Consider the following 24,515-nt stretch of genomic DNA (forward strand, 5'->3'; position numbering starts at 1 on the left):
CTTTTTCAAAATAAAGTGACACCTTACTTATTTATCCTCATTAAGACAAAAGCAGTGCTTAACGCACTACTTTTGTCTTTTTTTCCTTTTCTAAATTACGAGCCGTTTCGCTTAACTCAACATCTTTTCCGTCTTTAAGTGTTCCAAATATAAAATCGAATACTGGATTTGAAACACCAAACCAAAACTTTTCGTTTTTATAATGGTGTAATATATGTTGTTTTTTTAGCCATCTTCCAAACTTAGTGACGGGACGAATCGGTCTATGAGCAATATAATGTTTCCATTCGTAAACGAGCAGCATGATAATCATTCCGATTCCAAATGAAAGTGCAATAGTAACACTTTTTGTAATACCATATGCTATAAGTAAATATATAGTAAAACTAGGTATACTAAACCATACAGGTAAAAACAAAAGTTTTAAATCATCTGGATATACGTGGTGATCATAATGCAATCTTCTTAACATTTTTAATAGAAATGTGTTTTTAGGTGGCTTTATATGGAATAAAAAACGATGTGTCATATATTCATTAAGTGTATAGAAAACAATCCCAAACATACATGCTAACATGCCAAACCACGTAAAAAATTGCATTTTTAAAATAATAATGAAAATAAATAGAATGCTATACATAATAACAATATCATGTTGTAAAAAGAACTCTTTCCCCACTTTCTTCATCTTGTTTCCCCCTTTTCCAAAAAAACAGCCGCAACATATCGTTACGACTATTTCTTTTCTATTCTTATTCTATTCACTTTACAAATTTGCCTGCTGTTCTATTGCCGAGAAAAAATTGTTTGATCCAAATATATTTTGCTTCGGAATAATATGTTCCACTGCAAACACTGTTACTTCTCCTCTTTGCACTTCTCCAATAATGAGCCCAAATATTTCATGATTTACTGCAAACGTCGGTTGCTTTGTTTGTAACAATCTTGCAGCATTATGAAATACCGCTTCATATAGTGGCTTTCTATCAGTAATTTCTTTTCGGATTTTTGGCGCTAACGTAATTATAATTTCTTTTCCGTCAATAGTGGTTCGATACATAAAAATCTCCCCTTCAATCTTATGTGAACAACTGTAAAGCTTTGTATGCAAAATGGATAGAGTAACCTACTAAAATAATACCTGCTCCGGCTGTTATGTAGCCAAGCGCTTTTGGTTTTAATAAAGTTCTTCCAAAATGTACAGAAAAAGCAATATTTAAATTCCATAAAATAATACCAACAATAATGCAAAGACTGTACAAAAAAGCTTCTTGTTTCGTTACCTTCGTAAGTAATGAGCTAAGTGTACTTCCGTATATACCAAACCAAAAAACAAGATTTAATGGATTGGATATCGCAATTAAAAATCCTGCCATAAACGATTGCTTAAGGCCACCTACCTCTTCTTTTTTATATTCCATATTCGATTCGAAAATTCCTTGTTTTACACTTTGAAATCCTAAATAAAATAACAAGAAAAAACCCGTGCAATACATGAAGGCTTGTACATATGTATACATAAACACAGAAGATAAACCGAAATAAATGAGAAGCATAAATAAAACATCTGCAGTCATTCCACCAATTCCAACAACCCAAGCGTGCCAAAAACCACGTTCAATTCCTCGTTTTAACATTTCAATATTAATCGGCCCTACTGGCGCAGCTAATGATATACCTAATAGGATTTGCTGTATAATTGCTCCAATCATCGCTCTATCCTTTCTACTCTCTTTACTACTAGTTAATGATGTAATTTTAAAAAATAGACTAGCTTTCATAATAAAATACCCTTTTTTATCCAAAATATACAAAAGAGCCATCTAGATGATGGCTCTTACTTTTCTATCCTATGAATAAAAGGACATTTCCCTTTTATTGGCTCTACATCGTCTCCTATGAAATATTGTTTCCATTCACGATGCTCTGGGTCACCATAATGACTAATGTTAGGATGTTTCGGCAATTGATCCCACTTTTCAACTCGCTCACGGACCATTTGTCTTGAATATGCTCCTTTAGGACGATCTCCCTCTAATCCATCAAAAATAGTGCGTGGCTGAAACCCAATAACGAGAGAATTCCCTAAATGTCTAGTTTTTCGTTGTTTATAAGCTGGCGCATTTCCAAATGCGAATATTGGCTCACCACCAAATGAAAATTCCCATAAATAATGGTCTGGGTCTTCAGGAATTTGCTTTGGCCATGCTTCATTATCGTTTTCATGTAAATACTGTAACACTTTCCAAAAAGAATCACGGTAATATTCGAGTGATTGTTCTTCACATTCCGGTTCTACAAAAAGGAAAAAGCCCCTTCTTACAATCGGTCTCTCTTTCATTAACTCTAAAAAAGATAACATTGTATGCGGCAAATGACTCCAATCATTATGAGAAAGAAATGAATAACGAAGTTCATTCTTTTTCAAAGCTGTTAAACCGAAATAGCATGGAAAAGTTGGTTCTAACACGACACTTGAAAAAATCTCAAATTCTTTTGCAACCCAATCCGGTATGTCGGTTCTCGTTCTCATTCCTTCATTATCTAATAAGTAAGACTTATTCATTCTTTCACCTCATTATGTATAGCATTCAATTAAGAATATTACATACTCGGCCTGTCCTATACCTATTTAAAAATTTGACTGAAAAATTATTTAAAAATACAAAAAAATAAAATCGCTTACTTGACTAAATTCTCCCAATTCGTGTATATTTAAATTAATCATTTAGCAGAATATTCAAGAATATAGCATTTTTAGTTTATATTATTTTTTAAATGAATTTCACTAAATGAAAATAGTAAACGCTTTTAGGAGGAATTGTAACATGCAAGGAAAAGTAAAATGGTTTAACAACGAAAAAGGTTTTGGATTTATCGAAATGGAAGGCGCTGACGATGTATTCGTACATTTCTCTGCTATTCAAGGAGACGGCTACAAAGCTTTAGAAGAAGGTCAAGAAGTATCTTTCGACATTACTGAAGGTAACCGCGGACCTCAAGCTGCTAACGTAGTAAAACTTTAATCCAACATATAACAGGAGGTTGCCTTACTTGGTAACCTCCTTTGTTATTCCTTTGTATATTTCCGTTTTACAGAGCAAAAACTATGTGAAATGCGCACTATACAAAGGAGGAATTATTAATGGGATCAGAAGTAAATGATTTTGAAGAAGTGAAATTCCGTGTAGAAACAGCACAAAAAATGGTAGGATCAGCAACAATTTCAATGGATCCAGATACATTAGAACATGCTACTACTGCTGTAGAAGCAGCTCGCTCTCAGCTTGAAATTATGAAATCTGTTGCAACTGATTTAGATGAACCATTTTTAATGAATGAGGAAAAGAAATTAAATAAATGTGAGCATCAACTAAACGAAGCAAGACACTAAAAAACATCCAGAGAATTTTCTCTGGATGTTTTTTCATGACAACTGTTCTCCATATTTTTTCAATGTTTCTCCAACTGTACATTGGCGTATACAAAATGAATGGGCATAATATTTACTATTTGTCTTTCGATTATGTTCTCGCAAAAAACAGCCTTCACAATACGTTTCTAATAAGTCATTTACCTCTGTAATGAGTTGCTTTTTATCCACCTTTGCACCTCTCTATTCAGTTATTTCTTTATGACTATCAATAACTGTTCCTTCCAATGCTTGCGTAGCTAATTGATGTGCTTCTTTATTTTGTTTTCTAGATATCGGCTCACATATAAGTTTTAATTTCATTTGCTTCGCCTTTTGTTCAATTTGATCTAAATAATGATTTAAATGTTCATCATAACAAGGCCATTCTCCAGCCAATTGCTGTAGTACCACTTGTGAGTCTCCGCGAAGTGTAACTGCTTCATACTTAATCCCTAATTCCTCGAGTATATTCATACCGTATAATAATGATGCATATTCCGCTTCATTATTATCATATATACCTTCTATATATGCATTGCGGCGAATGCGGTAGTTTGTATTTCCTTTTTTATAATACACACATATACCAACGCCAGCCTCTTTCGTCTGCACATCATAACCACCATCAAAATAAACGAGTATATCTTGAGGCTCATCCTCCACTTGCTTACTCAGCTTTTTCATCTCTTTTAATGACCATTCTGCGTCCATTTCATCATAAAATGAAAATTCTTTTACTCTTCCTGTTTTCTCAAAATCCTCTGCAAATTGAAGTACTTCTTCTATGTTCATATACTCTGTCGTTAATTCCGTCTGCAATCCGCGCTTTGTTTTATACAACCAATGAATTTTATATTTCATACTTCATTCCCCTTATATAAGACTTCTTATTTATCCGGCTAATTGAAGCCTCACTTTATTTTATTATATTTTATCAAGAGTCAAAGAATTATATTCAATATTATCACATACAAAAAGAGCCATCCTATATAAGGAATGGCTCTTTCATCTATTACATAAATCTTTCAAATTGTACTCGCTTATTAATCCAGTACATTACAGGCATACCAATGGCCATTACTACGAATTCACCTGCTGCACATGTTAACCAAGTCCACATAAATGGTAGATCAAATGCAAGATGAAGTTCAATTGCAATCATAAACATTGTAATCGTAAAGATAACTGTATTAAAAATCATACGAGCCCAAACACCTTTAATAAATCGCATAGAAATAATCGTTGCAACTAATGCAAGAATAGATTGACCTACCCCAAATACTAAATCATAAGCGATCATAGGTGAGAAAAAGAGATTCGTTAAAAATACACCTAATACAATTCCGTAAATTGCTTTCTTGTTAAATACAACGAGATGATTAAACATCTCTGAAATACGAAACTGTACATTCGTAAAGCCAAATGGCTGAATAAGCATAGAAACAGCAATATATAATGCCGCTAAAATACCATTACCGACTAATGTTCTAATATTCATGACAAAATCTCCTTAGTTTTTTTACGTGGGATGGTTTCGAACCACGTTATTCGTTTTTTAAGCAACAAGATTATATTTTACGTGGTAGCCCCTCTTTCGTCAATAGATTCCTATCGTGAACTACCTTTTTTCTTTTAGACAACGTATAATAAAACATATGAAAGATTTAGGAGGTTTCACTTCATGACAGCAACAATTCAAAATGAAAAAGTGATCGTTTCCATTTCTGACAAAGGTGCAGAATTACAAAGCGTTCGCTTAAAAGAAGACAACATAGAATATTTATGGCAAGGTGATTCTACTTATTGGGGACGCCGTGCACCAATTTTGTTCCCAATTGTCGGTCGATTAGTAGATAATACATACTACGTAGACGGTAAACCATATTCATTAACACAACACGGTTTCGCTCGTGATCTTACTTTCTCTGTGAAAGAACAAAGCGAAACAAAGATCACTTATATCGTTACTAGTAATGAAGAAACATTAAAAAAATACCCATACGAATTCGAATTACTCGTTTCTTATGAGCTAGATGGACAAAGTGTTCATGTAACATATGAAGTAAACAATCCTACTTCTAAAGAAATGTTCTTCTCAATCGGAGCACATCCTGGATTCAACTTCCCTTTATTGGACGGTGAATCATTTACAGATTATCACTTATCGTTTAATGGTTCGGAACGCTTAGAAACAAGCGTATTAGAAGGACCTTATCTTTCAAACAAAAAGCAATTAATCGCTGAAAATACGACTGAATTGCCACTTACATACGATTTATTCAAAAATGATGCACTTATTTTTGAACATATGAATACGAATGAAATTTCGATTCGTTCTCATAAACATAATAAATTTGTAAAAGTAGAATTTGATGGATTTTCATTTGTCGGCGTATGGACACCAGGGGATAACGCACCTTTCTTATGTATTGAACCTTGGTATGGAATCGCTGATGAAGTAAATCCAGCAAAAGATTTCAAGGACAAAAAGGGAATTCAATCTTTACAAGCGAATGAAACATTTACATGTCGTTACAGAATCACAATCGGATAACTACTCTATCCCCTACTTCAAAAAAACATTTAAGTAGGGGATAATCTTATAATTTGGAGGTTTCTCATTTTGATTGAAGTATATATTGATGGTGCATCAAAAGGAAATCCTGGTCCTTCTGGTGCAGGAGTGTTTATTAAAGGCATTCAGCCGCCTGTACAATTATCAGTACCACTTGGAACAATGTCCAATCATGAAGCAGAATACCGCGCTTTACTTCTAGCATTAAAATATTGCATTGAGCATAATTATAGCACTGTCTCTTTTCGTACAGATTCGCAGCTTGTTGAGCGGGCTGTTGAAAAGGAATACGCAAAAAATAAAATATTTGCACCTCTTTTAGATGAAGCACTACAGTACATAAAAAACTTCGATCTCTTTTTTATTAAGTGGATTCCAAGTAGTCAAAATAAAGTAGCTGATGAATTAGCTAGAAAAGCTATCTTACAAAATTAACGGGGGTATGAGTGTGAAAAAAGAGTGGATTGCTCCTCTTGCTTTATTATTTGTCTCTTTTATTTGGGGAGCTACGTTTGTTGTCGTTCAAAACGCTATGTCTTTCGTTGGTCCATTTACGTTTAATGGTATTCGTTTTTTATTCGCTGGAATTATTTTATTATTCGTTCAAATTATTTTTTCACAGAAAACTTCAAAACAAGAATTAAAACATAGTAGTTTAGCTGGATTAATAGTTGGGTTCTTCTTATTTGTCGGCTATTTATTACAAACATTTGGCTTACTCTATACAACTTCTTCAAAAGCAGGTTTCTTAACTGGGCTAAGCATTGTTATGGTCCCAATCTTATCCTTTATCTTTTTAAAACAAAAAGCCACCATTTTCATCGTACTTGGTATTGCTGTAGCTACAACAGGTTTGTACTTATTAACAGCTGCTGATTCTTTCCAATTAAATATAGGAGATATACTTGTTCTTGGTTGTGCAGTCGCTTTCGCTGCCCATATTCTTATTAACGGCTTCTTTTCTAAAAAAATATCACCTTTATTATTAAGCACATCTCAAGTATTAGCTGTTGGTATATTTTCTTCTATTTGCGCTTTCTTGTTTGAAGATTGGGAAAAGTTATTTTCAGTATCACTATGGACGAATCAATCCTTTTTATTCGCACTCTTTCTAACTGCCCTGTTTGCAACATCTATTGCTTTTTTCATTCAAACATCGGCACAAAAACACACTTCTCCAACGAGAGTAGCAATTATTTTCGCAATGGAGCCCGTTTTTGCTGCATTAACAGGCGTTCTCGTTGCAAATGAACAACTTTCTATTTCTGCTATTATCGGATGTCTATGTATTTTTCTAGGCATGATTTTTGTTGAATTACCTTCCAAAACAAAAAAAGAAGCGCAGGCTGCGTGAAGTTACGCTTGTAACTTCCGCATAAAAGCCTTAGCGCTTTTTTTATCTGTAATTTCTTCCTCTTTCAATCGTTCTAATAACGCAACGAAATAACTACCATCAAACTGCAATTGATGTTTAATTGTCGCTTCTATTGCTGCGTTCACAATCCCATCAGACGCACCAGTATATCCTTGTCCAAACATAATAAACCCTTGTGCTTCCTCTGATAATTTAAATCCTTTCGTATGTAAGAATGAAAGATAATCTTCTACTGTTTGCATGTTATTCCCACCTACTCAAAAATTCTCCATCTCCTATCATACATGTTTTTACACGCTATGAGAATGAAATTTCTTTGACAACTTTGTAAATCAATCTTCTACTTCTCTTACAATAGAGGATTTCCTAACAATCTGAAGGAATATGTACAGTGGAACTTATTTCATATTAAAGGGGAGACATGATGAAACAAGCACTATTAATTATCGACGCTCAGCAAGAATTAATTGATGGAAATGAGCAAGAAAATGAAGTTTTTCGTAAAACCGAGCTATTATCTACACTAAATATAGCCCTGCAGAAAGCAATAGATTCAAATGCTCTTATTGTTTTTGTAAGAGATATCGATGTTGCTTCAGGTAGTGGCGAAGGATTTGAAGTACATAATCAAATTCAAGTACCCCAGTCTGCAATCTTTATTAATAAAGCAGCAACCAATTCATTCTACGGCACTTCTTTACTTGAACTTTTAAAAGAAGAAAACATTAATCATATTGTTATAGGCGGATGTAAAACAGAACATTGCATTGACACTGCCGTTAAGACAGCAACTGTACAAGGATTTGACGTTACATTAATTAAAAACGGTCATTCAACAACTGATTCTAACGTATTGTCTGCAGAGCAAATTATCTCTCACCATAATAAAATTCTCCATGGTCATTATAATGTTGATCATTTTTCAGTTGTTAGAAATGTCGAGGAAGATCTTTTTCAACCTATTCACGACCAATATCGTGATTAAATTGGCTCAAAAAAGAATCCTTCATTTAAAAGGATTCTTTTTTATCCAAAAATTTGCGCTGCAATACTATATAGTTCACTATTTCTTTTTAATAACCGATTACTATTTTTTATCATAATTGGTGGTGTATTCACTTTTTTAAAACCAGCAATCTCTAATTCTTTCATGAAATCGTTCTTTCCTTCTGGTACATCCATTCTTAATTTTCCATTATACCCTCTTGCTAAATCATGTACAATTCTCATTGCCATCTCATCATTTTTAGCAACAACCGGCCCTATTATCTTATTTTCTGGTGTTTGTATGCTTAAACCGTAACCTAATACATTTTGTTCCTTGTCCCTTACAACGATACACTGTTCACTTTGCATAATTCTTTTCTTTAAAAACTCTTTTCTATTTGTTCCAAACGCATATTCATCTATTTTTATTATTTTTTCTAAATCACCCTCTTCATAATTCATCACATAATCTTCATTTCTTACACAATAATCTTTCGCATTGTATGAGTTACATATGTATTTAGAAACATAACTTACTGCCCTAAATCCTAACTTTTCATATAAAGGTTTCCCTTCATCCGTAGCAATCAGCATAATTGGAGTATGAGCTGATACGCTTTTAATGCACGCTTCCGTTATTATCTTTCCAATCCCTCTCCCCTTATAATCTGGATGTACAATCACCATTCCGATAGACGCTAATTTCTCCCCATATAATATTATTGCCGCGCTAGCAATTAGTTCCTCTCTCTCATTCCAAACACCGTATACAATCCCTGCGTTAAAAATAGTGTCAATTTCTTCTCTGTTATAATCCCACCCAATATAAGAAGATAATGATACAATATTCCCTGTTTTTGCTTCCCTAAGACGCTCCACTCTAATTTCTAATTCAATCATACTCCATCCCCTTATCTAGACATTTAAATCATTATTATCAAATCAACTTGTACATGTTTCCATTTATTTATCACACACATATCCTATTTTGACCAAGACTATATTGGAAATGAGGTGACAACATGCCCATTACGAATCGATTTTCTACCACCACTAACGGCGCACTCGCTATTACAGGTAATACTTTAGGATTAAGTAAAATTAGTAATCAAAACCGTGCTGGTACAATCGGGGCAATTGGTGCGTTTATAACTACGAATACCGCTTTACAAGTACCTACTTTTCCCGCAGGTACAACGTTAACCTATACACAAAATAGTTCTACCGCTATTTTAAATATCCCTGCTGGTAGCACTATTCTTTACGCAGAACTCGTTTGGGGAGGAAACTATTTATCTCGTGATCAAAACATTACGAGTGTTCTAGGTAATCCCGTTTCATTTACAACACCAGTTTCAACATACTCAATTACTCCTTCAGCTGTTACAGCTTCAAATCAAACATTCGTTTCAAACTCTATTACATTTGGCTTTTATACTCGTTCAGCAGACGTAACAACTCTTATTCAAGCTGGAGGTTCTGGTTCTTATACTACAGGAGCTGTCCCTGGACTTGTTGATCCTTTAGATGCTTCAAATGGATCCATTAACTCGGCCGGATGGACACTCATTGTCGCTTATCAAAACGGGACATTACCTGCAAGAAATTTAACTATTTACGTAGCTGGTAACCGTGTTTCTGCTGATACTGGTAGTGCAGATGTAGCTGTTTCAGGATTTTTAACACCCGCAGGAGGGCCTGTAAGCGGGAGATTATTTTTAAGCTCCACTGAAGGAGATGCAGATTTAATCGGGGATCAAGCATTATTTGGGCCAAACTTCAGTTCATTAAATGCCTTATCTGGGCCAAATAATGCTGTAAATAATTTCTTCGGTTCTCAAATTAATAATGCCGCTGGAAACTTAGATACAACTGGGACATTTGGAACGCGAAATCAAAGTGCTTCTACAGGCACAAACATCTCAGCAGGAAGACAAGGCTGGGATATTACTTCTATTGATATTTCTCCTTATTTAACAAACTCACAAGTGTCCGCCGCAATCCGTTTAACAACTAACGGAGATGCGTATATGTTAAATACAGTCGGTTTACAAATTAATATAAACTCACCAAATATACAAGCGACGAAAAGCGTGAATAAAAGTGTTGCTGCAATTGGAGATATTCTCACTTATACAGTTACTATCCCTAACACCGGGCTTCTTCCTGCCAATAACGCTATTTTTATAGATAGTCTCCCTAACGGTACTTCTTTTATACCCGGCACTGTAACAGTAGATAACGTACCACAAACAAATGCTAATCCTGCGGCTGGTATATCTCTTGGAACAATCAATAATGGTGCTTCTCGTACAGTAACTTTCCAAGCTACCGTCGTTTCTCTTCCAAGTCAAAACCCTATCTCTAACACTGCTAATATTACATTTCAATATACACCAATCGCTGGAGGAACAACTTTTAATGGTCTTGCAACAAGCAACTCTGCTGGAACACAAATTAATCTGGCAGATATTAATGGAACAAAATCAGTTAACAAACTTTTTACCGATATTGGTGAAACATTAACTTACAGTATTGCCTTAGCTAATATAGGAAATATCGCTGCAACGAACGTTATATATACGGATCCGATTCCTAGCGGAACTACTTTCATTCCAGGGAGTGTAACTGTTAACGGAGTTACTCAAGCTGGAGCAAATCCCGCTAATGGTATACCAATTGGTTCGATTGCAGCAAATTCCACTACTACTGTTTCATTCCAAGTGCTCGTGCCTTCTATCCCTCAAACAAACCCAATATTAAATAGTGGAACAACAACATATCAATACGTTCCTGTACCTAATCAAGCAGCAGTAAGTGGGACTGATACGACAAATATTGTCTCCACTCAAGTGAATAATGCTACTGTAGCAATGACGAAAGCAGTAGATAAAAATTTTGCAGATATTGGTGATACGCTAACGTACACCGTTTCTTTTACAGGTACAGGTAATACAAATGCGAACAATGTTATTTTTACAGATGTCATCCCTACTGGAACAACTTTCGTTCTAAACAGTTTAACAATAGATGGCACGACACAAGTGGGCGCAAATCCCGCTAACGGCGTGAATATTGGATCCATCCCAACAGGCACAACAAAAAATATTACATTTCAAGTAGTAGTAAACACAATACCCGTGTCAAATGTCGTATCTAACGGATCAAGCGCTTCTTATCAATATACCGTCAATCCTAGCCAATCACCTGTTACGAAAAACATTTCTTCTAATCTCGTTTCCACTCAAATTAACAATGCGAATGTAACATTAACAAAATCAACTAATAAACAATTTGCCACAATTGGCGAAACGATAAGTTATACAATCCTTATTACAAACAGCGGAAATACAGCCGCTAATAACGTACAACTAACAGATCCACTTCCAAATGGAACGATATTAAATCCTGGTACTGTAACACTAAACGGAGTTTTGCAAAATGTAGATTCTCTCGTTGCATTACCTATCGGCACAATTCCTGGCGGGGCTACTTTTACCCTCTCTTTCCAAGTAACAGTCATCAATATTACCGCCCAAAACCCTATCATTAATAATGCCTTTGCTTCTTATCTATATACTGTAAATCCAAGTCTGCCACCGACTTCAAAAACAGCAAATTCTAATTCTGTTACATCAACAATTAGACTAGCAAATCTCCATGCTAATAAATCTGTAGATAAAACGTTTGCGGAAGTTGGTGATGTATTAACTTACACCTTTTCTCTCACTAATGATGGAAATGTTGCAGCGAACAATGTATTACTATCCGATTCAATTGCGAATGGAACCGCCTTTGTACCAAACAGCGTTATAGTTAACGGTGTTACTCAGCCGGGCGCAACACCAGCTAGCATCAATATTGGTAGCATCAATGCTAATACTGCAATTACAGCTTCATTCCAAGTAGTAATAACTAGCATTCCAAATCCAAATCCTATTTCGAATAGTGCTTCTATCTCCTACAACTTTATCGTTGATCTAAACGCTTCACCTGTAAGTAAAAACACTACTTCAACCACTACATTTACTCAAGTAAACGATGCAAATGTCATTTCAGCCAAAACAGTGAATCGAGCGTTCGCTACCGTAGGGGATACATTAACTTATACTGTTACTTTGACGAATGCAGGAAGTGTTTCTGCTGATAGTCCTACTTTCGTAGATACGAATCCAGACGGTACTACCTTTATTCCAAATACTTTTCTTATTAATGGTGTACTCCAAAATAACGCAGATCCAAATATAGGTGTTCCGCTACCTTCCATTCCTGCTAACGGCTCACTTACCGTCTCTTATCAAGTAACCATCACCTCTGTACCAACACAAAACCCAACGATAAATTCATCTAGTACACAGTATAGTTTTATTCTAAATCCGGGCGACCCGCCAACTATAGAAACATCTGTAAGCAACACTGTAAGTACACAAATTAATTTAGCAAATGTAGTTATTGTCAAAGAAGTAGATTTAACTATAGCCGATGTCGGGCAACCAATCACATATACAATTTCTTTAGCTAATCTTGGAAATACTACAGCGAGTAATGTTATTGTTACCGATATAATCCCTAATGGCACCACTATCGTACCAAATAGTATTTTTATAGGTGGTGCTTTACAACTAGGTGCGGATCCAAGTACCGGTCTTCCAGTCGGATCCATTCCTTCGGGTGGTTTTACAACGATTGTTTTTCAAATAAGTGCAAATGGGCTACCTTCACCAAACCCAATTCAAAACAGCGCTTCACTTCAATATAGCTTTATTGCTGATCCAAACTTACCTGCTCTTGTTAGAAACGCTACTAGCAATATAGTAACTACACAAATTAATACTGCTAATATCGTTGCTACAAAACTAACGAGTACAAACTTCGCTGATGTCGGTGATGTCATACTATATGCGACTATTTTAACAAATAACGGGAATATCCCTGCTACTAATGTAACGTTTACAGATATCATTCCAGCGGGTACCCTCTTCATTCCTAATACTGTAACGATTAATAATGTCCCTATAGCTAACGCAAATCCTGCTACCGGCATTTCAATTGGTACGATAGGAGCGAATTCATCACGCACCGTTACATTCCAAGTTTTTGTACCAACTATCCCTGCTGTAAACCCAATTACAAATCAATCAGGCACAACATTCCAATATACGTATGATCCATCCAAACCAGCTGTAATGCAGATGGTTGCTTCTAACACTGTACAGACAACTATTAATAACGCCTCAATTGCCACTACTAAATCGGTAGATAAACAGTTTGCTAACGTAAATGATATTATTACGTACACGACTACTTTAACGAATAACGGGAACACACTTGCATCAAATGTAATATTTACAGATGTAATTCCAAACGGGACATCATTTATTCCTAATAGTGTTACTGTAAACGGGAATACACTGCCTAATGTCAATCCAGCAAGCGGAATTGACATTGATCCAATAAATCCGAATGCAAATACGATCATCTCGTTCCAAGTACAAGTAAATTCTATCCCGAATCCAAATCCAATCCCGAACCAAAGCAATACAACGTACCAGTACGTCGTAGATCCTAACTTACCTCCAGCATCTGCCAATACGTTAAGTAACGTAATAACAACTCAAATTAATAACGCTACTATTGTCGCTACTAAGTCTGTGAATACACCGACAGCTGCAATTGGTGATATCGTTACCTATACGATTGCAGTAACAAATACAGGTAATACCCCTGCTAGTGCGACTGTTTTAACGGATGGGCTTGGCGCAGGAGCTTCATTTATCCAAAACTCCGTAACGATCAATAATGTTCCACAACCAGGATTAGATCCATCACTTGGTATTCACTTGGCAGATATTTCGCCAGGAGATACTGTATTTATTACTTTTCAAGCACAAATTTTAGCGATACCACCTAGTGGCACATTAACAAATAATGCTCTTGTAAATTATGAATATACCGTGAATCCAAACCAATCTCCTGCTGTTGGTAGCACCGTAACAAATACAACAGTTACACCAATTATTGACGCTACTTTAGTAATAAATAAAAGCGCTAGTACAACTTTCGCTACAATTGGTGATACAATTACATTCACTTCAGCTGTTACAAACACCGGAAATACTACTGCGAACAACATTATTTTTACTGATACAATTCCAAACGGTACTACCTTTATCCCAAATAGCTTTAAGATAAATGGTGTAACCGTTCCGAATGCAAATCCACAAAACGGGATCAATATTGATAACTTGAATTCAAATGCATCTGCTACACTCAGTTTTCAAGTAAACATTACAACACTTCCAAACCTTAATCCAATCCCGAACAAATCATCGCTTCAATATAGCTTTATTGTAGATATAAATGAACCGCCAGTTTCACGAACAGTTCAATCTAATAAAACTTTTACACAAGTAAATACTGCTTCTGTTATCGCAACAAAAACTGCAAGCAGTGCTTTTGCTGCTGTTGGAGATACAATTACGTATACAACTACCCTCACCAATAGCGGAAATACTACCGCAAACACACCTGTTTTTATCGATATATTACCACCTGAACTTTCATTAGTTCCTGATAGCGTACAAATTAATACCATCCCACAACTTGGATTTAGACCAGATAGCGGAATCTCTTTAGACTCAATTCCAGTTGGAGGAACGACGACAATTAGCTTCCAAGCTATCGTTGGCTCAATACCAACTACAAACCCAACTTTGAACCAATCTAACACGACATACTCGATCATTGTTGATCCTACCCAGCCGCCGGTGACAGAAACAGCTACAAGTAATCCAACTTTAGTTCAAATTAACGAAGCAATTATTCAAGCAACGAAAAGTGTAGATCGACTATTTTCTGACGTAGCACCTGGAAATTCATTTTTAACGTACACTGTTTTGTTGGATAATATAGGAAATTAAACTGCTGCAAATATCATTTTTACAGATCCGATTCCAAATAACGCAGTATTTATAGAAGATAGCGTTCGAGTAGGCGGAGTTTTATTACCTGGAGTAAATCCAGCGAATGGGATACCGATTGGGGATATTATTGCTGGAGATTTTATAAACGTTACCTTCCGTGTGCAAGTAGTTAGCATTCCAAATCCAATTTTCACAATTGGACCAGGCGGACCAAACTCACCGGTTGTAAACGGCGCTTCCATTAATTATCAATTTATGACAGGTCCCAACTTCCCACTCGTTTCAAGAAGTACGACATCCAATTCGGTTTCGACACAAATAAATTCTGGGGAAATTGTGGCAATCAAATCTGTAAATAAAACTTTCGCAACAATTGGCGATACAATTTCTTATACGATTACGTTAAGTAACCCTGGAAATGTCACTTCACAAAATATAATTTTTACGGATACTTTACCTGATGGAACGACATTCATATCTGGCACTCTTACAAACGATTCTGGTACACAGCAAATCGGAAATCCAGCTAACGGAATTCAGATTGGAAATATAAACCCAAATGGAACGGCCGTGATTACTCTTAACGTACTTGTTACAAACATTCCAAGTATAAATCCAATTTCTAATTCTAGCTCTGTACAATTTGCACATGTGGTCGATCCTAGCCAACCTGCCATATCGCAAACGAATGTATCTAATACGGTTTCGACAACTATTAATAGTGCAATTTTAACAACAAAAAAGAGTGCTGATAAATCTATAGTTTCAGTTGGAGATACGATCACGTATACAACTACTATTAGAAATACCGGAAATACAGCTGCAACTAATATTACTTTCACAAGCGCTATTCCAGCTAACACTACCTTTATACCAAATTCAGTCACAATAAATGGCGTTCAGCAGTCTGGTGCGCAACCAGCACTTGGAGTAAATATACCAAATGTCGCTCCTGGTGAAACGGTAACTGTTACTTTCCAAGTAAATGTTATTTCCGTTTCCCCTTCCAGTTCAATTATGGGTAATGACACAATTTTATATTCTTATACTGTTGATCCAAACAGCGCTCCTGCTACTACCTCTACTTCAACGAATATTGCTACAAACCCTGTATTAGATGCTATGATAACGATGGCAAAATCGGTCGATCAAACCCTTGTAACACTAGGCGATACCATTACCTATACGACAATTTTAACGAATAACGGTAATACAAATGCAACGAATATTACTTTCACTGATCTTATACCAAATGGTACAACATTTATTACTGACAGTGTTACAATAGATGGCATCACGCAAATCGGTCTTAATCCTAATACAGGCATAACAATTGGAGCAATTGCTCCTAACAGCTCAGCATCTATAGCATTTCAAGTGACCGCTACTTCTACCCCTGTTCAAAATCCTATTGCCAATTCCGCTACTGCTTCTTACACATTTATCACTGATCCCAATGCACCTATTGTTTCAAGAAACGTTACTTCAAACACAGTGTTTACTACGATTAATACAGCTAACATTCTTTCATTAAAACAAGTCGATAAATCCTTTAGTCGTATTGGAGACACACTCACTTATACTGTCGTTTTAACAAACAATGGAAACTCATCTGCACAAAATGTTATATTTACAGATACAGTGCCAAGCGTCACTACATTTATTGCAAACACATTTTCTATTAATGGAGTTCCTCAAAGTGGGGCGGATCCATCGAACGGTGTGAATATTGGGACAATAACAGCCGGGACTACAGTAACAGTTTCGTTCCAAGTTACTGTAACATCATTACCAACCGCAAACCCAATTGTAAATTTCTCATCAACATCGTATCAATTAGTCTCACCACCTGAGGCAGAAACTTCAATTAGTAATCCTGTTTCAACCCAAATTAATGAAGCAATATTGTCTATGACGAAAAATGAAAGTGTATCCTTTGCAGATATCGGGCAAACTGCTTTTTATACTACTTCTATTACCAATATAGGCAATACCGATGCAACTAATATTGTATTCACAGATACATTACCAAGTGGACTCACATTTGTTCCTAACACATTAACTGTCGATGGCGTTTTACAACCTAACGCGGATCCAAATACAGGTGTATTACTTGCAACACTTCCACCAAATGAAATATATAGTATCGTCTTTCAAGTTACAGTAAACAATCTTCCATCTAGTAACCCAGCACCAAATACAGCATCAACGACGTATGAATTTACTGTTGATCCTGTTAATCCTCCCGTTTCAAGTGCAGCTACTTCCAACACTACACTCCTTCAAATAAACAACGCAACTATTATTAGCACCAAAACAGCAAATCTTACTTTTGCGGATGTTGGTAATATAATAACATTTACACTTAACCTTCCTAATACCGGGAATGTGACCGCAACTGATGTAACTATTATCGATATTCTTGATAGCAATTTAAGTTTCGTTCCAAATAGTTTCACAGCTAATGGGCAAACCATTCCAAACGCCGATTTATCAACTGGTGTAAATATTGGTTCCATTAATGGTGGTAATACGGCAATCGTTACATTCCAAGCAACTGTTATTACACTTCCAACACTTAATCCCATTTCTAACTCTGCTTCTACCACATATCATTATGTCGTTGATCCTAGCCAGCCACCTATTACAACTTCCAATCAATCTAATACAACGACAACACAAATTAATAGCTCTATCCTTACTGCACAAAAAAATTCAAATGTATCTACGGTAGATATCGGGCAGGATATTACCTACACCGTTACAATTACAAATAGCGGAAATGTGAGTGCAACGAATGTTATTTTTACCGACCTTATTCCAGACGGAACTTCCTTTGAACCGAATAGCTTTACACTGAACGGAACTAGCATCCCAAATGCAGATATCATTACAGGCGTTCCAATCGGTGATATCGCGCCAAACGAATCTGTCATCGTAGCATTTCATATTAATGCCAATGAAATTCCATCTATAAATCCAATTACTAATCAAGCTAGCGTTAGCTTTCAACATATCGTTAATCCAGCTAATCCTCCAGTTTCAAAAAACATTACTTCTAACAACGTTATAACAAAAATTGAAAGTGCTATTTTAAATACGATTAAAATAGGAGATAAAACTTTTGCAACGATTGGTGATACGATTACGTATACAACGACTATTACGAACACAGGTAATATTCCTGCTAACAATGCTATATTCTCAGACCCTTTACCATCATGGACACAATTTGTTGCAGGATCAGTTATTGTTGATGGCACTCCATTACCATCTGCTTCTATCATTGATGGTGTTGGCATAAATACAATAACTCCAAATCAAACGGTAACAATCATATTCCAAGTACAAATTGTAAGTAATCCCACAACGTTCACACCTGAACTCCAAAACTTAGGATTTGTTAACTTCCAATATAACGTAGGCAATGCATTACTGGCTCAGCCTGGCAATGTGGAAACGAATGTCTTCGTTACTTCTATTAATACAGCAATACTTTCAGCTGTAAAAACTTCTAATACAGCCTTTGCAAATATTGGAGATACGATCACTTATACAGTTTCGATTCAAAATAACGGCAATACAAACGCTACGAATGTAAATTTCTCAGACCCAGTTCCAACTGGAACGACCTTTGTCGAAAATAGTTTTGCTGTAAATGGAAATACCATTCCAGGCGCAAATCCAAATAACGGAGTTAATATCGGAACAGTTAGCGCAGGTAGTTCCTTAACCGTTACTTTCCAAGTCATAGTTACATCAACTCCACCTTCAAATCCGATTACAAACGTAGCATCTATTCAATACGCACTCATCGTTGATCCGGCCTCTCCTCCTGTTACAGGCACGATAAATTCTAATAGCGCTTCAACACAAATTAATAACGCGACTGTTACAAATGTTTTACAAGCAAATCGTTCAATTGTATCTATCGGGGATGTAATTACGTATACAGCAACATTAACGAATACTGGAAACTTCCCTGCAAACTCTGTATTACTCATTAACGGAGTTCCTGAAGGAGCATTATTTGTTCCAAATAGTGTTACGCTCAACGGGATTTCACTTCCAGATGCAAGTCCAACTCTCGGTATTCCAGTTGGTATTATCGCACCAGGTGATTCCGCTACGATTACGTTCCAATTTCTTGCAAGTTCTATTCCACCGCAAGGAGCGATTATAAATCAAGCACTTACAAGTTACACGTATATTGTCGATCCAAGTCAACCTCCTGTTACAGCAACATCCTCGTCTAATACGGTTAATACAACTGTTGTTGATGCATCGTTATCCGTAATTAAAAGTACAGATTCTCTCGTACAATCTACTGACGGCACAATCACTTACACAGTAGTTGTTCAAAATAACGGAAATACTACTGCAAATACAGTTACTTTAACAGATTTGGTCCCCGAAGGAACTGCCTTTATTCCGAATAGCGTAACTATTAATAACGTTTCTGTTCCAGATGCTGATCCTAACGTAGGAATACCATTAAACTCCATCACACCGTCAGAAATCGTCACTGTAACATTCCAAGTTATCGTTCAATCTATTCCAAGCGTGAACCCAATTTCTAATACAGCCCGTATTGACTATACTTTTATCGCCGACCCAACTGCTCCTATCATCTCTCGAACAATTACATCTAATCCTGCTTTCACACAAATTTCAGATGCGACTATCCTTTCTTTAAAAGCAGTCAATGCACAGCAAGCAACAACAGGTGATATTTTGACTTACACAATAACACTAGAAAATACCGGAAATATTCCAGCTACGAATCTCATATTTTCAGATACGATCCCTCAAGATACTACATTCGTAGAAAATAGTTTTACACTTAACGGAACAACTATACTTGATGCCAATCCAAATGTAGGTGTTACTTTACCTACCTTAGCAGCAAACGCTACTCACCTTATTTCGTTCCAAATTCTTATTAACGATTCATTCTCGCAAGAATCGATTACAAATCAATCCAATACAACATATACAATCCAACCAGACCCAGAGCAACCACCTATTACTGAAACATCTACTAGTAATATCGTCATTACAAATTTCGTGCAAGCACAATTGACAATTACAAAAACATCCAATCCAACAACTATAGATATCGGTGGAACTATACTTTATATTTCTGAAGTGAAAAATATCGGTAATGTTGACGCAATAAATATTAATTTCACAGATTCTATTCCAGCTGGGACTACATTCGTTCCCGATAGTGTCACAATTAACGGTGTCCTTCAGCCTGGTGTAAATCCTGAAAACGGAATACCGATTGGAACAATTCCAGCAAACAGTTCCAAAACGATACTATTTCAAGTGCAAACAAATAATCCACCTACTGAAACCGAAATTGTAAATCAATCTTCAGCAACTTACCAATATGTAAGTATCCCTACAGCCCCACCAGTAAATCGCTCTGCAAATTCTAACATTATTACAACATCACTTCAAAACGCAAATATTATTTCTGTTAAAAGCGCGGATGTAACTTTCGTATCAATCGGGCAAATTATTACCTACACAAATACACTACAAAATATAGGAACCGTTCCAGCTAACAATACCGTGTTCATTGATAACATTCCGGAAGGTACTATATTCATTGAAGATAGCTTAGCAATAAATAATGTCATTCAGCCTGGTGCTAATCCTGAAAACGGAGTAACTCTCGGCACGATACAACCAACTGAAACAGTCACTATTTCATTCCAAGTACAACTTACAAATATACCAGTTGGCAATGTAGTCATTAATATTTCAAACACTTCGTATGAATACCAAATTGACCCTAGTTCTCCAATTATTCAGCGTAGATCGTTATCAAATGCAGTAAATACTGAAGTGCGGACGGCAAATGTTAGCGCCATTAAATCCGCCAATAGAACCATTACACGTATCGGTCAAATCATCACATATACAGTCGCAGTTACAAACGCTGGTACCATACCTATTACAAATACTCTACTACTTGACGCAATTGCTGCTGGCACCACATTCGTTCCAAATAGCATTCTTGTAGATGGCGTACCAAGACCTAATGAAAATCCAATTACCGGAATCACCCTTGATATTATCCTTCCAAACAATACAATTATCGTTACATTCCAAGTAAATGTAGTCTCTATACCTTCTCAAAATAACATTAATAATATCGCCGTCATCCACTATGAGTATCAACCAGACCCAAGCTTACCACCAATTTCAGAAACAACCTCTTCCAATAGTACAAATATACAATTTATTGATGCTATTCTTATCGCTACAAAATCTGCTAATACAGTATTAGCTAACATTGATGAAACCATTGAATATACAGTACTCATTCAAAATAACGGATCCACTACAACTAACTCCATCTTTTTTACAGATACTATAGCGGATGGAACAGTGTTTATTCCAGGAAGTGTAATAGTCAATAATACTGTACTTCCTGCAGCAGATCCGAATATCGGCTTTTCCATTCCTAATATCGCAGCGGGGCAAATGGCGACAATAACATTCCAAGTTTCCGTTACGAATTTACCTGCTATAAATCCAGCACCTAATACGGCAAACATCGTCTACGACTTTATTTTCAACCCTGACTTTGCACCTATTCAAAAATCTACTACTTCCAATACTACTTTCGTTCAAATTAATGATGCTGATATCATTTCACTTAAAACGGTTGATTTGACCTCTGTAACGATTGGTGACATTTTAACTTATACAACAACTTTAACGAATACAGGGAATACGGATGCTACCGCTGTTGTATTTACAGACAATATACCTGATGGAACAACCTTTATTGACAGTAGCGTTTTAGTAAATAACATTCCTCAGCTTAATGCCAATCCAAGTGCTGGTATACTTGTAGGAACGATTGCTCCTAACACTTCTATCCCAGTCACATTTTCTGTTACCGTCGTAGCTCTTCCTGCTAGCGGCCACGTTCAAAATCAATCAACTTCTCGTTATACAATAAACGTGGAAGAACAAATATCGACTAGCAATATTACCTTCACTGAAGTTATTTCCGCTAATGTAATTGCGACAAAAACAACACCTATCCAATATGCTGACCTACAAACAATCATCCCTTATACAATTTCCATCATAAATAACGGAAATATACAAATAGAAAACATTATTGTTACAGATATCATCCCAGCAAATACGAACTTTATAGAGAATAGTGTTATTGTGAACGGAAACGCTCGTCCAAATGACAATCCACTTAACGGTATACAAATTGATACCATTCCACCTAATACGACAGCAACTGTTCTATTCCAAGTACGGGTTACTTCGATTCCGCAAACAAATCCTATCTCTAACACGAGTACAATTGAATATGAATACACGGTACCAAATCGACCACCTATTACCGAAACTATTATTTCATCAGCTGCAGCAACAGAAATTAATCACGCGAATTTGAATAGTAATAAAAATGTTGACCTTGCATTTGCAACGGTTGGTGATACGTTAACGTATACGATTACACTAAATCAAACCGGTAATGTTGCAGTAAATGATGTAATCATTCAAGATATTATTCCTCAAGGTACTACGTTTATAGAAAATAGCGTCATTGTAAACGGAGAAACTCTTCCAAGAGTGAATCCAGTAAGCGGCATACCAATTGGTACTATAACTATTAGTGAAGATGCTATCGTTTCATTCCAAGTAACTGTGACTTCTATTCCAACACCAAATGAACTAAACAACAACGCAATTACTACTTTTAACTATATAGTCAACCCAAATAACGTACCTGTTACAAATACTACTACAACAAATACCGTCACAACTGCTGTCCAAAATGATAATGTCATTGCGATAAAAGCTGTTGATTTTACAAGTGCCTTACCTGGTCAAACTTTAACATATACCATTACAATTACCAATAATGGAAATATTACTATCGAAGATTTTCTTTTAGTAGACACTGCACCAGTAGATACGGCATTCGTTATTGGTAGTGTTACGATTAACGGAATCAATCAGCCTAATGAAAATCCTGAAAATGGTATTACGTTAGGAAATCTTGCTCCTAATGAATCTATTATTATTACTTTCCAAGTGGCAATATCTTCTACTACTCTTCAATCTACAATCAATAATAATGCTACTATTTCCTATACGCCTATTGTCGGTCTAACCGAAACACCTATTACGATTACAAAAAAAATAAATACCGTTACAAAGCAAACAAATACTGTTACAACGACAGTCGTTGATCCGATGGTTAGCATTGAAAAAACAGCTGACAAATCTATTGTCGTTATAGGAGATATCATTACATTCACATTAGCGGTATTTAATCACTCCCCAATTCCGACAATCAGCACTTCCGTTATAGACACAATTCCAGCTGGTACAACATTTATAGAAAACAGCGTAACGATTAACGATACTCCCGTTCCAAATGTTCGTCCAGACACTGGTATTAATATTGGTTCTTTATCTGCAGATTCAGTAGCAACGATAACATTTCAAGTTCTCGTAACTTCTATTCCTTCAAACAGTACAATTATAAATTCTGCAACAGTTACCGCCGCTTTTCAATTGACGCCACAGGATCCAATTATTACTTTCATTGTTAATTCAAATACCGTTCGTATACCAGTTCAATTTGTAACTGCAACCGTCACGAAAGGTGCTTCCGTCAGCTCAGCTTATTTAAATCAATATTTTGATTACACGGTGCGTATTACAAATACTTCCGAAATTTCACTCTCAAATATTTCGTTACAAGATACCATTCCAGCAGGTTTACAATTTATAAACGGCACTGTCTTTATTAACGGTGAACGCTCTCCACTAGCGAATCCGAATTTCGGTTTCCTAGTCGCTACTAATTTGGAACCGAACGAAACAATTATCGTGTTATTCACAGTACAAGTAATAAGTCCACCTGTTAATAATGCGTTTAAAAATACGGCCGATATTTCGTTACAACTTCAAGTCTCGCCTACCGATCCACCAATTACAGTAACCGTTACAAGTAACGAAAACATCGTCATCTTTGTTCCAGAAAATCCAGATGAAGCACTTCCAAATTTAAATTGCTTCTTTGACGGTGAACGCTTCATTCGTATTACTCCTCGAAATGTACGAAATTACCTTTGGACTTGGATTTGGTGGAAGTAATTGAAACAAAAAAGAGATTGTAGTTTGGTTGAAACCAAATTACAATCTCTTTTTCATTACCTATATCCCACTACATTGTAACTCGTC

General features: G+C 36.0%; 15 protein-coding genes, 1 pseudogene and 1 riboswitch. Of the genes and pseudogenes, 7 read left to right on the forward strand and 9 right to left on the reverse strand.

Annotation, left to right across the window (positions count from 1 at the left end; all coding sequences use genetic code 11):
- Positions 1 to 58: 58 nt before the first annotated feature.
- The 4 genes from MR169_RS09520 to MR169_RS09535 all read right to left on the reverse strand — a co-directional run bounded on the left by MR169_RS09520 (position 59) and on the right by MR169_RS09535 (position 2,566).
- Positions 59 to 688, reverse strand: coding sequence for a sterol desaturase family protein (locus tag MR169_RS09520; protein ID WP_000755396.1), 630 nt, complete (start codon positions 686 to 688; stop codon positions 59 to 61).
- Positions 689 to 766: 78 nt separating this feature from the next.
- Positions 767 to 1,060, reverse strand: coding sequence for a cytoplasmic protein (locus MR169_RS09525; protein ID WP_242319316.1), 294 nt, complete (start codon positions 1,058 to 1,060; stop codon positions 767 to 769).
- A 19-nt stretch (positions 1,061 to 1,079) separates the two neighbouring features.
- Entirely contained in the window at positions 1,080 to 1,823 is a 744-nt protein-coding gene (locus MR169_RS09530) for a LysE family transporter (RefSeq protein WP_142345204.1), read from the reverse strand.
- 14 nt (positions 1,824 to 1,837) lie between these two features.
- Positions 1,838 to 2,566, reverse strand: coding sequence for a YqcI/YcgG family protein (locus MR169_RS09535; protein WP_109140090.1), 729 nt, complete (start codon positions 2,564 to 2,566; stop codon positions 1,838 to 1,840).
- Positions 2,567 to 2,828: 262 nt separating this feature from the next.
- Between MR169_RS09535 and cspB the strand changes: the two genes are divergently transcribed.
- Both cspB and MR169_RS09545 read left to right on the forward strand, forming a co-directional pair.
- On the forward strand, positions 2,829 to 3,026 hold the full coding sequence (gene cspB, locus MR169_RS09540) for a cold shock-like protein CspB (protein ID WP_001161731.1): 198 nt from the start codon (positions 2,829 to 2,831) through the stop codon (positions 3,024 to 3,026).
- A 119-nt stretch (positions 3,027 to 3,145) separates the two neighbouring features.
- Positions 3,146 to 3,394: a DUF2564 family protein gene (locus MR169_RS09545; RefSeq protein WP_000534392.1), complete on the forward strand. Its 249-nt coding sequence runs from the start codon at positions 3,146 to 3,148 to the stop codon at positions 3,392 to 3,394.
- 33 nt (positions 3,395 to 3,427) lie between these two features.
- On the opposite strand, the gene MR169_RS09550 is transcribed toward MR169_RS09545, so the two are convergent.
- The 3 genes from MR169_RS09550 to MR169_RS09560 all read right to left on the reverse strand — a co-directional run bounded on the left by MR169_RS09550 (position 3,428) and on the right by MR169_RS09560 (position 4,913).
- Entirely contained in the window at positions 3,428 to 3,604 is a 177-nt protein-coding gene (locus MR169_RS09550; RefSeq protein WP_000358801.1) for a zinc-finger domain-containing protein, read from the reverse strand.
- 12 nt (positions 3,605 to 3,616) lie between these two features.
- Entirely contained in the window at positions 3,617 to 4,276 is a 660-nt protein-coding gene (locus tag MR169_RS09555; protein WP_044796775.1) for a ribonuclease H family protein, read from the reverse strand.
- Between the two features lie 151 nt (positions 4,277 to 4,427).
- The gene (locus MR169_RS09560) at positions 4,428 to 4,913 is read right to left on the reverse strand and encodes a QueT transporter family protein (protein WP_001026471.1); all 486 of its coding nucleotides are present in this window, start codon (positions 4,911 to 4,913) and stop codon (positions 4,428 to 4,430) included.
- Between the two features lie 6 nt (positions 4,914 to 4,919).
- Positions 4,920 to 4,964: riboswitch (PreQ1 riboswitch) on the reverse strand.
- 132 nt (positions 4,965 to 5,096) lie between these two features.
- Here MR169_RS09560 and MR169_RS09565 point away from each other — a divergent pair.
- The 3 genes from MR169_RS09565 to MR169_RS09575 all read left to right on the forward strand — a co-directional run bounded on the left by MR169_RS09565 (position 5,097) and on the right by MR169_RS09575 (position 7,344).
- On the forward strand, positions 5,097 to 5,969 hold the full coding sequence (locus tag MR169_RS09565) for an aldose 1-epimerase family protein (RefSeq protein WP_242319317.1): 873 nt from the start codon (positions 5,097 to 5,099) through the stop codon (positions 5,967 to 5,969).
- Between the two features lie 69 nt (positions 5,970 to 6,038).
- The gene (locus MR169_RS09570) at positions 6,039 to 6,425 is read left to right on the forward strand and encodes a reverse transcriptase-like protein (RefSeq protein ID WP_061664219.1); all 387 of its coding nucleotides are present in this window, start codon (positions 6,039 to 6,041) and stop codon (positions 6,423 to 6,425) included.
- 13 nt (positions 6,426 to 6,438) lie between these two features.
- Positions 6,439 to 7,344 (forward strand): DMT family transporter, encoded by a 906-nt coding sequence (locus MR169_RS09575; protein WP_000712602.1) that lies wholly within the window; start codon positions 6,439 to 6,441, stop codon positions 7,342 to 7,344.
- 2 nt (positions 7,345 to 7,346) lie between these two features.
- Here the strand turns inward: MR169_RS09575 and MR169_RS09580 are convergent, their stop codons facing one another.
- The gene (locus tag MR169_RS09580; RefSeq protein WP_001195212.1) at positions 7,347 to 7,607 is read right to left on the reverse strand and encodes a DUF6123 family protein; all 261 of its coding nucleotides are present in this window, start codon (positions 7,605 to 7,607) and stop codon (positions 7,347 to 7,349) included.
- Positions 7,608 to 7,789: 182 nt separating this feature from the next.
- On the opposite strand from MR169_RS09580, the gene MR169_RS09585 reads away from it, so the two are divergent.
- Positions 7,790 to 8,350: a cysteine hydrolase family protein gene (locus MR169_RS09585; protein WP_242319318.1), complete on the forward strand. Its 561-nt coding sequence runs from the start codon at positions 7,790 to 7,792 to the stop codon at positions 8,348 to 8,350.
- A 41-nt stretch (positions 8,351 to 8,391) separates the two neighbouring features.
- Here MR169_RS09585 and MR169_RS09590 read toward each other — a convergent pair whose 3' ends face one another.
- Entirely contained in the window at positions 8,392 to 9,252 is an 861-nt protein-coding gene (locus MR169_RS09590; RefSeq protein WP_242319319.1) for a GNAT family N-acetyltransferase, read from the reverse strand.
- A 122-nt stretch (positions 9,253 to 9,374) separates the two neighbouring features.
- Here MR169_RS09590 and MR169_RS09595 point away from each other — a divergent pair.
- A pseudogene (locus tag MR169_RS09595) lies at positions 9,375 to 24,428 on the forward strand (cell surface protein).
- Positions 24,429 to 24,515 lie beyond the last annotated feature (87 nt).

This window comes from Bacillus cereus group sp. BfR-BA-01349, assembly GCF_022663795.1.
Taxonomy (GTDB): Bacteria; Bacillota; Bacilli; order Bacillales; family Bacillaceae_G; genus Bacillus_A; species Bacillus_A cereus.